12 protein-coding genes are annotated in these 13,944 nt (G+C 69.6%); 7 read left to right on the top strand and 5 right to left on the bottom strand.

Annotated features, from left to right (window positions below; genetic code table 11):
* The first annotated feature begins 290 nt into the window (after positions 1–290).
* From KVT39_RS10315 to KVT39_RS10300, 4 genes are read left to right on the top strand one after another with little or no spacing between them, the layout of a single operon-like run.
* Positions 291–1,295 carry a LysR family transcriptional regulator gene (locus KVT39_RS10315; protein ID WP_217588893.1) on the top strand — a complete coding sequence of 335 codons (1,005 nt, stop codon included), beginning with the start codon at positions 291–293 and terminating at the stop codon, positions 1,293–1,295.
* The gene (locus KVT39_RS10310; RefSeq protein ID WP_217588892.1) at positions 1,292–2,716 is read left to right on the top strand and encodes an NAD(P)-binding domain-containing protein; all 1,425 of its coding nucleotides are present in this window, start codon (positions 1,292–1,294) and stop codon (positions 2,714–2,716) included. Before KVT39_RS10315 ends, KVT39_RS10310 begins: the two co-directional genes overlap by 4 nt.
* Before the next feature lie 45 nt (positions 2,717–2,761).
* On the top strand, positions 2,762–3,292 hold the full coding sequence (locus tag KVT39_RS10305) for a CMD domain-containing protein (RefSeq protein WP_217588891.1): 531 nt from the start codon (positions 2,762–2,764) through the stop codon (positions 3,290–3,292).
* Complete coding sequence (locus KVT39_RS10300; protein WP_217588890.1) at positions 3,289–3,882, top strand: peroxidase-related enzyme; 594 nt, start codon at positions 3,289–3,291, stop codon at positions 3,880–3,882. Before KVT39_RS10305 ends, KVT39_RS10300 begins: the two co-directional genes overlap by 4 nt.
* A gap of 39 nt (positions 3,883–3,921) precedes the next feature.
* Here KVT39_RS10300 and KVT39_RS10295 read toward each other — a convergent pair whose 3' ends face one another.
* Positions 3,922–4,353, bottom strand: a complete 432-nt coding sequence (locus tag KVT39_RS10295; RefSeq protein WP_006479718.1) for an Lrp/AsnC family transcriptional regulator — start codon at positions 4,351–4,353, stop codon at positions 3,922–3,924.
* Positions 4,354–4,648: 295 nt separating this feature from the next.
* Between KVT39_RS10295 and KVT39_RS10290 the strand changes: the two genes are divergently transcribed.
* Together KVT39_RS10290 and ctlX are read left to right on the top strand one after the other, a co-directional pair.
* Entirely contained in the window at positions 4,649–5,728 is a 1,080-nt protein-coding gene (locus tag KVT39_RS10290) for an ornithine cyclodeaminase (RefSeq protein ID WP_217588889.1), read from the top strand.
* Positions 5,729–5,787: 59 nt separating this feature from the next.
* On the top strand, positions 5,788–6,789 hold the full coding sequence (gene ctlX / locus KVT39_RS10285; protein WP_217588888.1) for a citrulline utilization hydrolase CtlX: 1,002 nt from the start codon (positions 5,788–5,790) through the stop codon (positions 6,787–6,789).
* Positions 6,790–6,942: 153 nt separating this feature from the next.
* Here ctlX and KVT39_RS10280 read toward each other — a convergent pair whose 3' ends face one another.
* The 4 genes from KVT39_RS10280 to KVT39_RS10265 all read right to left on the bottom strand — a co-directional run bounded on the left by KVT39_RS10280 (position 6,943) and on the right by KVT39_RS10265 (position 12,876).
* Entirely contained in the window at positions 6,943–9,744 is a 2,802-nt protein-coding gene (locus tag KVT39_RS10280; RefSeq protein ID WP_217588886.1) for an Hsp70 family protein, read from the bottom strand.
* 5 nt (positions 9,745–9,749) lie between these two features.
* The gene (locus KVT39_RS10275) at positions 9,750–11,591 is read right to left on the bottom strand and encodes an Hsp70 family protein (RefSeq protein WP_217588883.1); all 1,842 of its coding nucleotides are present in this window, start codon (positions 11,589–11,591) and stop codon (positions 9,750–9,752) included.
* Positions 11,588–12,175 (bottom strand): DUF2760 domain-containing protein, encoded by a 588-nt coding sequence (locus KVT39_RS10270; RefSeq protein WP_034182056.1) that lies wholly within the window; start codon positions 12,173–12,175, stop codon positions 11,588–11,590. The genes KVT39_RS10275 and KVT39_RS10270 overlap by 4 nt, the downstream gene beginning before the upstream one ends.
* 260 nt (positions 12,176–12,435) lie before the next feature.
* A complete protein-coding gene (locus tag KVT39_RS10265) occupies positions 12,436–12,876 on the bottom strand; it encodes an Rrf2 family transcriptional regulator (protein ID WP_034182055.1) in 441 nt (146 codons plus the stop codon).
* 141 nt (positions 12,877–13,017) lie between these two features.
* Here KVT39_RS10265 and KVT39_RS10260 point away from each other — a divergent pair, with 141 nt between their 5' ends.
* The gene (locus KVT39_RS10260) at positions 13,018–13,932 is read left to right on the top strand and encodes an NAD(P)/FAD-dependent oxidoreductase (RefSeq protein WP_217588881.1); all 915 of its coding nucleotides are present in this window, start codon (positions 13,018–13,020) and stop codon (positions 13,930–13,932) included.
* Positions 13,933–13,944: the final 12 nt, after the last annotated feature.

The raw sequence follows: 13,944 nt of genomic DNA, 5'->3' as shown, positions 1-13,944 counted from the left end.
AACGAAGTTTTGCGCATATCGATATCGCGCGCGGCGCGAAGCGGATGACGCGCGCGGGCGGCCATTCGCATGCGGCGCATCGTGCTGTGCATCTGCGTGCATCGCATCGCGTTGATTCGATTGCGGTTTCCCGCGCGGCTCCCCTCTCAGCCGAGGCGCACGTACGCGCCGCCGGCCATCGCGAAGATCGCGCGCTTCGCAGTTTTCGCGCTGTCGATAGCAAAAATCATTATATGAATTGCGCATGCTCGCACTCCTACAATGCGCAAATCGCATCATCGGAACGCGTCATGGAGCTGCATCAACTCGAAGCCTTTTCCGCGGTCATGTCGGCCGGCAGCGTGACCGGCGCGGGCGAACTGCTCGGCCGCTCGCAGCCGGCCGTCACGCGGCAGATCCAGGAGCTCGAAGCCGATCTCGGTTACGCGCTGTTCGACCGGCACGGCCCGCGCGTCACGCCGACGCGGCGCGCGTTCCTGCTGTACGAGGAAGTCGAGCGCTCGCTGGTCGGCCTGCGCGCGATCGAGGCACGGGCACGCGCGCTCGGCGACGAAACGGCCGAACCCGTGCGCATCGCGGCGACGCCGTCGCTCGCGGCCACGCTCGTGCCGGCCGCGCTCGCCGCGCTGCCCGACGGCGCGCACGCGCCGCACTACCAGTTGCGCAGCGAATCGGCCGAGCATGTCGTGCATGAAGTGCTGGCCGGCACGGCGGATATCGGCGTCGTCACGCTGCCCATGGCGCACGCGGGGCTCGACGTGCACTGGATCGCGCAGACGCCATGCGTCGCCGTGCTGCCCGCCGGCGATCCGCTCGCGGCGAAGCCGCGCATCGCGCTGCGCGATCTCGCGCGCCGCCGCATCGTGACGGTCGCGAACCGGCACCGGCTGCGCCAGCGGATCGATGCGGCATTCGCGGCCGCGCGCGTCGATGCGCGCGTGTTCATCGAAACCAATGCGTCGCTGAATGCGGTGATGGCCGCGCGCGCGGGCATCGGCATCGGCATCGTCGATCCGGCCACGGGCGTCGCGCTGCCGGTAGACGGCGTCGTCGCGCGCCCGCTCGACGTCGACATCCCGTTCGCGTTCGGCGTCGCGACACCGGCCGGCAAGGCGCGCACCGCGGCCGTCGATGCGCTGCTCGACGCGCTGCACCGCACGACGCGCGCGCTGCTCGACGACGTGACCTTTCACGACGCCGCCGCGCACGACGCGCTGCTGCGCGGCGACCGGCTGCGCAGCGAACGCCCGCCTCGCACGACACGTGCACGCCGCACCCGCCCGGAGGCCGCATGACGACGCCGCTCGACGCACTTGAAGCGCGGCTCGCGCAGGACTTGCGCTGGCTCGACCTGCCCGCGCCGTCGTGGGTGCCGCCACGCGAGGCCGACGGCACGCGCGTGCTCGACGTCGCGATCGTCGGCGGCGGCATGGCGGGGCTCGCGGCTTCCGCCGAACTGCGCCTGCTCGGCATCGACAACCAGTGCGTGATCGACCGCGCGCCGGCCGGCTACGAAGGGCCGTGGGTCACGTTCGCGCGGATGGACACGCTGCGCTCGCCGAAGCAGCTCGCGGGCCCCGCGCTCGGCCTGCCCGCGCTGACGTTCCGCGCGTGGTTCGAGGCGCAATACGGCCGCGACGCGTGGGATGCGCTCTACAAGATTCCACGCACGCAATGGATGGATTACCTGCGCTGGTATCGGCGCGTGCTCGACCTGCAGGTACGCAACGACACCACGCTCGTCGCGCTGCGCCCGCGCGACGACGGGCTGCTCGCGCTCGATGTGCGCGGCAACGGCGAAGCGCAGACCCTGCTCGCGCGGCACGTCGTGCTCGCGACCGGCCGCGACGGCCTCGGCGGCCCGTACGTGCCGCCCGTCGTACAACGAGCACCGCGCACGCGCTGGGCCCACTCGTCCGAGCCGATCGACTTCGCGGCGCTCGCGGGCAAGCGCGTCGGCGTGGTCGGCGCGGGCGCATCCGCGTTCGACAACGCGGGCACCGCGCTCGAAGCCGGCGCCGCGCGCGTCGATCTGTTCTTCCGCCGCGCGGACATTCCGCGCATCAACAAGCTGACCGGTATCGGCAGCCCGGGCCTCGTGCATGGCTACGCCGATCTCGACGATGAGACGAAGTGGCGCTTCATGCACTACGCGTTGACGTCGCAGACGCCGCCGCCGCGCGACAGCGTGCTGCGCGTGTCGCGCCACGAGCACGCGCATTTTCACGCGGGCAGCCCGATCGAGACGCTCGCCGAACGTGCGGACGGCCTCGACGTGACGACGCCGCGCGGACGCTACACCGTCGACTTCCTGATCTTCGCGACGGGCTTTCATTCGGACTGGACGACGCGCGCGGAATTCGCGTCGTTCGGGCAGCACGTGCGGCGCTGGAAGGACCGCTATCGACCCGAACCGGGTGCGTGGCTCGACGAGCTCGCCGAATCGCCCGATCTCGGCCCCGCGTTTGCGTTCCAGGAGCGCGAGCGCGGTGCGTGCCCTGCCGTCACGCGGATTCATTGCTTCAACCATGCGGCGAGCCTGAGCCACGGCAAGCTGTCCGGCGATATCCCGGCCATCAGCGCGGGTGCTCAACGGCTCGCGCGCGGCATCGCGAGCCGGCTGTTCGACGCCGACCGCGACCGGCACTACGACGCACTCGTCGCGTATGCGAATGCCGAACTGCAAGGCGACGAATGGCGCGACGACGACGCATGAGCGCACGTTCATCGATCACATAAACGACGAAGGGAACCTGAAACGATGACTGAATCCATCACGCCGGCCACTGCGCCGGATACGATCGACGCAGTAGCCGGCCTGCGCGACGGCGATGCCGTGGCCGCGCTGCGCCGCGCGCGCGACAAGGTGCTGCTCCATACGCGGCTGAGCGAAGCCGCGCTATTCGATCCGGCGTTGCCCGATCTTTCGTTGGTCGAAAGACTGCATGCGGCACGATACGTCGCGCAGAAATCGAACGCGCAAGCACTGGCCTCGACGTATCGCACGCGGCTGCTCGATGCGGGCGGCACCGCCGAGGACATCGTGCGCGCCGACGCCGATGCGTTCGACACGCTTGCCCCGCGACTTGGCGCGATCCTCGCTCATGCGCGGCTATTGACACAGGCGCCCGTCGACGCACGCACGTCCGATCTCGATGCACTGAAGTCGGCCGGACTCACGACGCCCGCGATCGTCGCGCTGTCGCAGCTGGTTGCGTTCGTCGCGTATCAGTTGCGCGTCGCGGCTGCCGCGCAAGCGCTTCAGGCACGCGCCGCAAAGGAGGCCGCATGACGACGGCCACCCACGGCTTCACGTCCGACACGCTCGGCTGGCGCGCGTGGCTCGACACGGTATCGCTCTATGCCGCGACGCCCGATCAGCTTGCGGTGCTCGAAGCGAGCCACCCGCACGCGAAAACATCCGACTACTACCTGCTGCTCGTCCACCTGCCCGAAATCCTGCGGCAGCGCTCGGGCGTGTTCAACGCGATCATGTACGGCCCCGGCGGGCTGTCGCGTGCGGAGCGCGAACTCGCCAGCACAGCCGTGTCGCGCGTGAACGGCTGCGTGTATTGCGCGTCGGTGCATGCGCAGCGCTTCGCACAGCTCGCGAAACGCACCGATGCGATCGAGCAGGTGTTCGACGATCCAGCGACGGCCGGCACGACGGCACGCGAACGCGCGATCGTGCGTTATGCGATCGCGCTGACCGAACGGCCCGATACGATCGACGCGGACGATATCGCCGCGCTTGAAGCCGAAGGGCTGACACATGAGGAGATTCTCGACCTGTCGCACGCGGTCGCGATCTTCGCGTGGGCGAACCGGTTGATGCTGACGCTGGGGGAGCCGGTGTTTCCGGAGTCGGCAGCAAGCGCCTGACGCGCTTGCGAGCACGCCTGCACGCGGGCCATGCCCGCGTCACGCCTTGTGCGTCGACAGCAAAATACTCGTCTCGGTGTTCGCGATCCCGTCGATCAACCGGATCGCGCCGAGCACGCGATCGAAATGCTCGAGCGAATCGGCATGCAATTCGGCGACGAGATCCCAGCGCCCATTGGTGCTGTGGATCGATGCGACGTTCGGATGCCCGCGCAGCACCTTCACCACTTCCGCGCCGCGATTGCCCTGCACCGCGATCGACATCAGCGCGCGGATCCGGTGCCGTTCGGCCGCCGGCTTGAGCCGCACCGTATAACCGACGATCACGCCGTTTTTCTCCAGCCGAGTCAGCCGGTTCTGCACGGTCGCGCGCGCGACGCGCAATTCCTTCGCCAGCGCGACGACGGGTAGTCGCGCGTTGTCGCGCAGCAGTGCGATGAGCTGCCGGTCGACGTCGTCGAGCGTGATCATGAAGGGGCCTTCCTGTTGAGCGTGAACCGGCCGCCAGCGTGCCGGAGGCTGCGCATTCCGACCAGCACAGACCTGACAAACTGCCGGATATGACTGGCAATTTGCCAAGTCTATCGATAAATCTGCCACTTTTGCCGTCTTTTTGTTGGCTCGACTCCCGGAAATAATGACTCCGTCGACCGGCCGAATGAGCCGTGCCGCCGCTTTTCAGCAAGCCCGCGCCCGAGCCCAAGCACCGCCCGGTCGACCGGAATGCCAGGACACCCGTACCGGCAAAGACAATGGAGACAGACCGATGACTCGCTTCCTCGACGTTCCCGCCACCGCCCGACTGATCGCCAGGACCGGCGTCACGACGTTCCTGCGCGAACTCGTCGACACGCTGCGCGCCGATTACCTGCACTGGGCCGATTTCGACAAGTCGCCGCGCGTCGCGTGCCACTCGCGCGACGGCGTGATCGAACTGATGCCCGTCGCGAACGCGTCGCTGTTCGCGTTCAAGTACGTGAACGGCCACCCCGTCAACGCGGCGCGTGGAATGCACACGGTGATGGCATTCGGCGCGCTCGCCGAAGTCGATACCGGCTACCCGCTGCTGCTCGCCGAACTCACGCTGACGACCGCGCTGCGCACGGCCGCCACGTCGGTGCTCGCCGCGCAGGCGCTCGCACGGCCCGACGCGCGCACGATGGCGCTGATCGGCAACGGCGCGCAGAGCGAATTCCAGGCAATCGCGTTCCATACGCTGCTCGGCATCGACGAAATCCGCGTGTTCGACGTCGATCCGCTCGCGACCGACAAGCTCGTGCAGAACCTCGCCGCGTATCCGAAGCTGCGCGTCGTGCGCGCCGCGTCGACCGCCGATGCCGTGCGCGGCGCCGACATCGTGACGACCGTCACCGCCGACAAGGCGTACGCGACGATCGTCACGGCCGACATGGTCGAGCCCGGCATGCACCTGAACGCCGTGGGTGGCGATTGCCCCGGCAAGACCGAGCTCGAAGCGGGCGTGCTGCACGCGGGCCGCGTGTTCGTCGAATTCGAGCCGCAGTCGCGCATCGAAGGCGAGATCCAGCAGATGCCGGCCGACTTCCCCGTCACCGAGCTGTGGCGCGTGCTGCAGCGCGAAACGACCGGCCGCGAACGCGCGGACGAGGTCACGGTGTTCGACTCGGTCGGCTTCGCGCTCGAGGATTATTCGGCGCTGCGCTACCTGTACGCACTCGCGCAGCAGCACAACGCGGGCGTCGAGATCGCGCTGATTCCGCCGGCCGTCGACCCGAAGAACCTGTTCGCGCTGATCGACGATCCGGCAGCGATCGCGCAGGGTCACGCGGCATTCGTCACCGAAGCCGTCGCCGCATTCGCGCGCTGACCGTCATCGCCGGGTGGCCTGTGCGCCGCCCGGTTCCCTGCCTTTCGCTCCTGCCTTCCATGAATCTCGTATCGATCCAGGCGCCGGCCGCCGTCGTGATGATCCGGCCGCACCGCTTCCTGCCGAACCCGCAGACCGCGGCGGACAATGCGTTCCAGCGCACGGCCGGAGGCGGCGCAGCTGACACGTCGTCGGTATCCGCCGCCGCGCTCGACGAAGTCACGGCCGCCGCGCAGACGCTCGCCGACGCGGGCGTGCGCGTGCACGTGTTCGACGACCACGGCGAGCGCGACACGCCCGACTCCGTGTTCCCGAACAACTGGTTCTCGACGCATCCGGGCGGTCACGTCGCGCTGTATCCGATGCACAGCCCGAACCGCCGCCGCGAGCGGCGTGCGGACATCGTCGAGATGCTGAAGGCCGAGTATCGCGTGCAGGACGTGATCGACTATTCGGGTCTCGAATACGACGACGTGTTCCTGGAAGGCACGGGCGCGATGGTGCTCGACCACGTTGCGCGGATCGCTTACGCCGCGCGTTCGCGCCGCGCCGATCCGGTCGCGCTCGAACGCTTCTGCACGCACTTCAATTTCGAGCCGATCTGCTTCGATACGGCCGATGCCGACGGGCGCCCGATCTATCACACGAACGTGATGATGAGCGTCGCAACCGAGTTCGCAATGGTCGGCCTCGACCTGATCGCCGACCGCCGGCGCCGCGCCGAGATCGCGCAACGCCTGACCGAAACGGGGCGCGCGGTGATCGCGCTCGATCAGTCGCAGATCGCGAACTTCGCGGGCAATACGCTGGAATTGTCGGGAAGAAACGGACGCGTGCTCGCGCTGTCACGGCGTGCGTTCGATTGCCTCACACCCGACCAGCGCGCGACGATCGAGCGCTCCGCGCGGCTGCTGCCGCTCGACGTGCCGACGATCGAACTGGCCGGCGGGTCGGTGCGCTGCATGCTCGCGGGAATTCATCTCGCGCGGCGGGCGACGGCGCCGGATGCGATCGCCGTGGAATCGGCCTCATTGCCGCGCGAGACGACGCCGCAGATCTGACCGACAGGCTGGCAAAGCGAAAACGGCTGCCGATGCGATGCAACGGCAGCCGTTTTCTTGTTCGAAGGGCATGGAATCGGCGGGCGTCGGCCCGCATCGGCAGCGCCGCGGAATGCTCCGGCATCCGAACGATACCGGATCACATCTCGCCACTTATCCGGCCAGCAGCTTCAACCCGGCCGGCAGCGTCTCGCCGAACACGCGCACCGTGTCGGCTTCGTCGAACGCAATCGCCTCGCGCACCATGTCGATCCATGCGGCCGACGCATTCGCGGCTGACAGACGCTTGATCACCGCGTCGCGCGTATCGTCCGGCAGGTCGCGCGAACGGTCGCCGGTCATACGCGCAATCTGCGCGGCCGCGAACGCGGCCGGCTCGACCTGCTTCCAGTCGAGCGCGAACAGCGCGTCGAGCCAGCCGTTCGCGACTTCCGCAGGCACGACACTGTGCGCGCTGCCGTAGAACGGCCGGCGCGCCCCAATGCGCCCGAGCGCCCACGCGCACAGCGCACGGTCCGCCGGCTTCTGCAATTGCACGATCAGGCGTTCGGCCAGCTCGACCTTGCGCTCGACGGGCAGCCGTTCGAGCGACGCGGACAGCCGCGTCATGTCGGCAGGGCCGACCTTGCCCGGATCGAACGGCAGCTTGCGCCGCTTGTCGTCGGACGGTTCGAGGAACGCGATCGCGTCGCGCACCTGCGTCTGCGCATCGTCGTCGAGGCCGCCGGCCACGCGCCGCCACAGCGTCCACCACTCGGACCACACCTGCCCGTCGTTCACATATTGAATCCCGTCGTCGAACAGCGGCCACAGCTGCTCGATGCGCCACGCATCGAGCGGATGGCCGAAGCCCGGACGCAGGCAATAACCGGCGAGGTTCAGCCACGCGCGTTCGTGATCGGCCGAGCGCCGGCGCCGCCGCACCCGCGCAAGCAACGCGTCGAACAGTTCGCGCGCGAGCGTGACGTCCCATTCTTCGCGCGCGCCGAGCACCTGTTCGAGCTGCGCGCGCAACCGGCGCGTGTCCTTCGGCGTGACGTCCGCGGCCTTGCTGCCGAACGAGCGCTCGATCAGTTCGATGGCCTGGTCGAGACGCGGATGCCGCGCGGGCGCATCGTCGCCGCCGTGCGCCGGCGCATCGCCGCGCAACTGGAATTCGAGCCGCCAGCGGCGTGCCGCGTCGTCGGTCGCGATGCAATGCATTTCGAGCGTGCCGACCTCGGTCAGCGACGCGGTGAGCTTCACCGGCGTTTCGCGCGCATCGCTGCCCGCCTGTCGCTCGACGACCGTCGCGATCGGCGGCAGCCGCACGAAATCGCCGTCCTTCAATTCAACGAGATCGCCAGGGCGATACGCGGTCTCGGCCACCGTCGACACAAGGTGGAAACGCACCGGCTGCCCGAGCTGCAGCGCGAACGTACGATCCTCGAGCCGGATCTCGCGGCCCTCTTCCGCGCCACGCGGCAGCAGGCAGACGCCGCGCGCGGCTGCGTCGCCGGCGCCATCGTCGAGTACGAGGAAATAGCTGCGCGCGGAACCGCCGCCGATGCGCGGCGCATGCCCGGCGCGCGCGAGCCCGTAGGCCACCGCGCCGCGCGCGACGGCCACGTCCGGATGCGCGTTGTGCAGCACGTCGAGCGGCGCGCCGCGCCACGCACCGAGCGTCTGCGCGAGACGGCCGGCGAGCGCACCCGCGCGGAACACGCCGCCGTTGAGCAGCAGCGTGTCGGGCAGCGGGCCTTCCGCATGACGGTTCAGGAACGCGGCGACGTGCCGCGTGACGGCCGGGTCGCTCGCATACGGCAGCCCGAATTCGACGATCGCGGCTCGCGCACGGCGCGGCAGTTCGCCGGCCTCGACCTGCGGAAAGAAACCGTCGACGACGATCTGTTCGACTTCCTGCCGCGTCAGTTCAGCCGAACGCGCGCCGCCGACGAGCTTGCTGCCCGCGCCGAGCAGCGTCACGGTGACGGACGCCGGTGCATCGTCGCCGAGCAGCCGCTCCTTCGCCGCACGGCAGCGCTCGACGAGCTGCGACAGGCTCGCGGCCGACAGCCGCGTGCCGGGCTCCGTCAGCCGCGTCTCGACCAGGCGCGCGAGCGCGAGGTCCATGTTGTCGCCGCCGAGCATCAGGTGGTTGCCGACACCGACGCGCGTAAAGGTCGGCTCGCCGTCGTCGCCCGGTGCGACATCGACGAGCGTGAGGTCGGTCGTGCCGCCGCCGACGTCGCAGATCAGCACCCGCCGCGCATTGGCGAAGGTGTCGCGCAACGTCGCGCGCTGACCGTACAGCCAGTCGTAGAACGCGGCCTGCGGCTCTTCCAGCAGCCGCAGCGCGGGCAGCCGCGCGCGCCGCGCGGCCTCGACCGTCAACGCGCGCGCGCCGTCGTCGAACGACGCGGGCACCGTCAGGATCACGTCCTGCTTCGCGAGCGGCGCGTCGGGAAAACGGGCATCCCATGCGTCGCGCACATGCGCGAGATAGCTCGCGCTCGCGTCGACCGGCGATACCTTGTCGACGCCGTCGGCCGCGCCCCACGGCAGGATCGCCGCGAGCCGGTCGACCGACGCGTGCGACAACCAGCTCTTCGCGCTCGTCACGAGCCTGCCCGGCACCTGCGCGCCGAGCGTGCGTGCATAGCGGCCGATCACGGGCGGCAGCGCGTCACCGGCGCCGCCGTCACGACCGGCTGACCCGCCGTCACGGCCGCCGCCCGAACGGGCGGCCGCATCGCGCGCGCTGGCCGCCTGCCACGGCAACCTCAACGCGTCCGCCGCGAGCTCACCGGCCGCCGGGTGATAGCGCACCGACGGCAGCAGCGGCTGCGCGGCCACCGCGCCGGGGCCGACGAGCTGCTCGACGTCGAACACGCGGATCGCGTCGGAGCCGGCCTCGACGTATGCGACGACCGTATTGCTCGTGCCGAGGTCGATGCCGACCGTATAGCGCTTCATCGCGCTCAGGCGGCGCCGCGCACGTCGAACTCGACCTTCCAGCGCTCGTTCGTGCCGCTCGGGATCGCCTCGAGTTCGAGCGTGCCTGCTTCGGTCACGCGCGCATGCAGCTTCACCGGCACGATCTCGCCGGTCGTGCGCCCTTCGGCAGGCAGCGTCGCCTGGATTTCCTCGAGCTCCTGCAATTCTTCCGGCGACCAGTAGTCGAGCAGCGTGCCGACCTGATCCTGGCGGCGCACCGACGAACCGAAGAAGCGGAACTGCACCGGCTCGCCGACGACGAGGCCGAACTCCTGCGGCGGCAGCGCCGCGTCCGAGCCTTCCTCCATCCCGAACGGTGCGACGCACAGCGCCTGCACCGGCGGTTCGAGCCCCGGCACCGCGGGCATCGCCGATTCGATCGCGACGTAGTACGCACGCGCCGTGCCGCCGCGAATGCGCACGCCACGGCCGCGCTTCACGAAGCCGTAGTAAGCCGCGCCGCGCGCGACCGCGAGATCGAGATCGGCGCCTTCGAGCAGGCGCGCGGGCGGCGCGCCTTCGGCGGCCAGCCAGCTATTGAGCGTATCGAGCACGCGCTGCGTGAGCAGCGCCGACTTGAACACGCCGCCGTTGAACAGCACGGCCGTCGGATGCAGGAACGTCGCGCCCTGCGGCAGCGTGCGCTGCACGCCTTCGAGCGTGTCGAGCGCCGCGACCTGGCGGCCGAGGAACGCCGCGAGGTGGCGCGTGATGCCCGCATCCTGCGCATACGGCAGGCCGAGCTGCGTCAGGCCGACGCGCGCGCGGCTCACCGGGCGCGCGGCCGCATCGACCTGCGGGAAAAAGCCTTCGAGGATCGTCTGCGTGAGTTCCGCGCGCGTGAGCTCCGTGCGGATCGAACCGCCGATCAGCTTCGAGCCGCGGCTCGGCACGACGAGCGGCACCGCGTCGGTCGTCGGGTCGGACAGCAGCGTTTCCTTCGCGGCGCGGCATGCGTACGTGAGCGCGCGCAGCTGCCACGGATCGGCCTGCGTGCCCTGCTGCGCGAGCTTGCGCGCGACCACGTGCGCGAGCGCGAGGTCCATGTTGTCGCCGCCGAGCAGGATGTGCTCGCCGACCGCCACGCGATGCAGTTCGAGATTGCCGTCGCGCTCGACCACCGCGATCAGCGACAGGTCGGTCGTGCCGCCGCCGACGTCGACGCACAGGATCAGGTCGCCGACCTGCACCTGCTTGCGCCAGCCGCCTTCGCTCTTCTGGATCCAGCTGTACAGCGCGGCCTGCGGCTCCTCGAGCAGCGTCATCCGCGTGTAGCCGGCGGCGCGCGCGGCCTCGGCCGTCAGTTCGCGCGCGGCCGGATCGAACGATGCGGGGATCGTCACGGTCACGTCCTGGTCGGCGAACGGTGCATCCGGATGCGCGTGGTCCCACGCTTCGCGCAGGTGCGTCAGGTAGCGGATCGAGCTTTCCAGCGGCGACACGCGTGACACTTCGGGCGGCGCATCGCTCGGCAGGATCGCCGCGCGGCGGTCGACGCCCGGGTGGCACAGCCAGCTTTTCGCGCTCGACACGAGGCGGATCGGCGTGCCGGCGCCGCGCGTGCGCGCCATCTCGCCGACCGCGAAGCCGCGCGAGGCCGTCCACGGCAGCGTCAGGTCGCCCTGCGTCAGTTCGCTTTCATGCGGCAGATAGAGGAACGACGGCAACAGGTCGCGCGATTCCAGCGCGCCGGGCGCGGTGAGCTGCGCGATCGGCAGCACCTGCTGCGTGATGTTTTCGCCGTCGCTGGCAGTGCTGTCGACGTACGACAGCGCGCAGTGGGTCGTACCGAGGTCGATACCGATCGAATAGCGCGGATCGCTCACAGTTCCACCTCCGCCGGTGCGACCACCGATGCGTCGTGGCTGCCCGTCAGCTTCGGCAGGCGCACGTCGGCGACGCGCCAGCCGCGATGGCTGACCGTGCCCGTGAACGGCGCCGAGCCGACCACGTTGCCGGTCACGCGCACGGCCGTCGCGTCGAAGCCGGCCGGCAGCGTCACACGGCTGCCTTCGGCTTCGTCGCGCACCGGCACGATCGTGAAGTGTTCGCGCAGCGCGGCACGGCAACCGTCGTGCACGAGGCGTGCGGCCGCGCCAATGTCGGCGTCCGCGTAGCCGGCGATGTCTTCCTCGACGAAGTCGATGAAGCGCGCATCGCGCTGCAGTAGGCCGAGCAGTTGCAGCGCGGCCTGCGGGCTCGCTTCGCGCAGCTCGGGCGCCGGGGCCTTCACGGGCGCAGGTGCGGGCGCGGGCGCCGGTGCGGCTGCAGGTGCCGGCGCGACCGGTGCCGGGGCGCCATCGCGCACGCGCAGCACGCCGGCCGCGAACTCGCGGTTGCCGAGCACGGAGAAGAACGTGCCGACGGCAAGCGACAGCCGGCCGAAGAAGGACAGGTTGGATTCGGGCATGGGGTCTGGACTCCTGTGGGCTCGCGACTGGGCGAGCAATCTTGCCTGGGCGCCCGGTGGCGGCGTGCGCGATGCGTACTGCCGCCACCCGGCGCGTGATTCGGACGCGCCCTCGCGGGTGCGGAAAACCCGTATTTTGCCCTGTGGCGGGCGAACCGGGCAGAAGTCGGGGGACAGAACATCGCAGCGCGGCGGTTTGGGCCGCGCCGGATCGCGCCGGATTGCACGTCAGGCGCGATCGATCGGGATGCTGCGGCGCGTCAGCGCGTGTAGCCCCGCAGCGCAGCCTTCGCTTCGAAATCGCGCGACAGCATGCCGAGCGTGACTTCGCCGAAGCGCGCCAGCAACGATGCTTCGGCATCCTTCAACGTCGCCGACAGATGCGCGTTGACGGCCTGTTCGACCAGGCATTCGGGCTCGTCCTCGGGCACCAGATCGGAGAACAGCGGCGGCTCGCCCACCGCGCGATAGACGTCGAGCAGCGTGATGTCGTCGAGCGCGACGCTCAGCACCCAGCCGCCGCCGTGTCCTTTCTCCGACTGCACGTAGCCGCAGTCGCGCAGGCCGCCGAGCAGGCGCCGCACGACGACCGGATTCGTGCACAGCATCGTCGCGATCGCCTCCGACGTCAGCGGGCCGTCGGCCTGGTCCATGTGGATCAGCGCATGCAGCATGCGCGACAAACGGCTGTCGGTTCTCACGGGCGGCGCCCCCTTTCTCGAAACTTCTGAAGTTGCATGAATGATACCATCGCCCTATCATGCAACTTCACGTGGTTCATGAGTTGGCCGCGATCGGGACACGTCCGTCATTCACGCAGGTTCAGGAACAGGAGCGGATGCATGCATAACCATCATGAAGTGATCGTGGTCGGCGGCAGCTTTGCGGGGCTGTCGGCCGCGATGCAGCTGGCGCGGGCGCGACGCCGCGTGCTCGTGATCGACGCAGGCCGGCCGCGCAACCGCTTTGCCGAACACGCGCACGGCTTTTTCGGGCAGGACGGCAAGCCGCCCGCGCAGATCGTTGCCGAAGCCGTCACGCAACTCGACGCGTATCCGACCGTGCAGCGGTTCGACGGCGAAGTGAGCACGGCCGAGCGCGATGCCGACGGCCGCTTCCACGTGACGCTGTCGGACGGCCGCCGCGCGAGCGCCGACCGGCTGATTCTCGCGACCGGCATCCGCGACGAACTGCCCGCGCTGCCGGGGCTCGCGGAACGCTGGGGCATCAGCGTGCTGCATTGTCCGTATTGCCATGGGTACGAGGTAAGTGGCCAGCGGCTCGGCGTGCTCGCCACGCATCCGCTTTCCGTGCATCAGGCGATCCTGATTCCGGACTGGGGCCCGACGACGTGGTTCACGCAAGGCGTGGTCGAAGCGAATGAGGAAGAAGCCGCGTTGCTCGACGCGCGCGGCGTGCGCATCGAGCGGTCGCCGGTCGTTGAGATCCTGGGCGATGCACCGCGCATCGAAGCGCTGCGGCTCGCCGACGGGCAGGTCGTGCCGATCGATGCGCTGTTCGTCGGCGCGCGCACGGTAATGACGAGCGATCTCGCTCAGCAGCTCGATTGCGCGTTCGACGAAGGGCCGCTCGGCCCGGTCGTCCGAGTCGATACGTGGAAGCAGACGAGCGTCGCAGGGGTATTCGCGGCCGGCGACGCGTCGACGCCGATGACCAACGCGACGTTCGCGTCGGCATCCGGTGTGACAGCGGGGATCGCCGCGCATCGGTCGCTGATTTTCGGGCTGCACGCGTGACGCGGCGTGCAG

Source organism: Burkholderia sp. GbtcB21 (genome assembly GCF_019091065.1).
In the GTDB taxonomy this organism is placed as follows: domain Bacteria; phylum Pseudomonadota; class Gammaproteobacteria; order Burkholderiales; family Burkholderiaceae; genus Burkholderia; species Burkholderia pyrrocinia_C.
The sequence above is the reverse complement of the archived record's forward strand: the minus strand, read 5'-3'. Positions and strand labels throughout refer to the sequence as shown.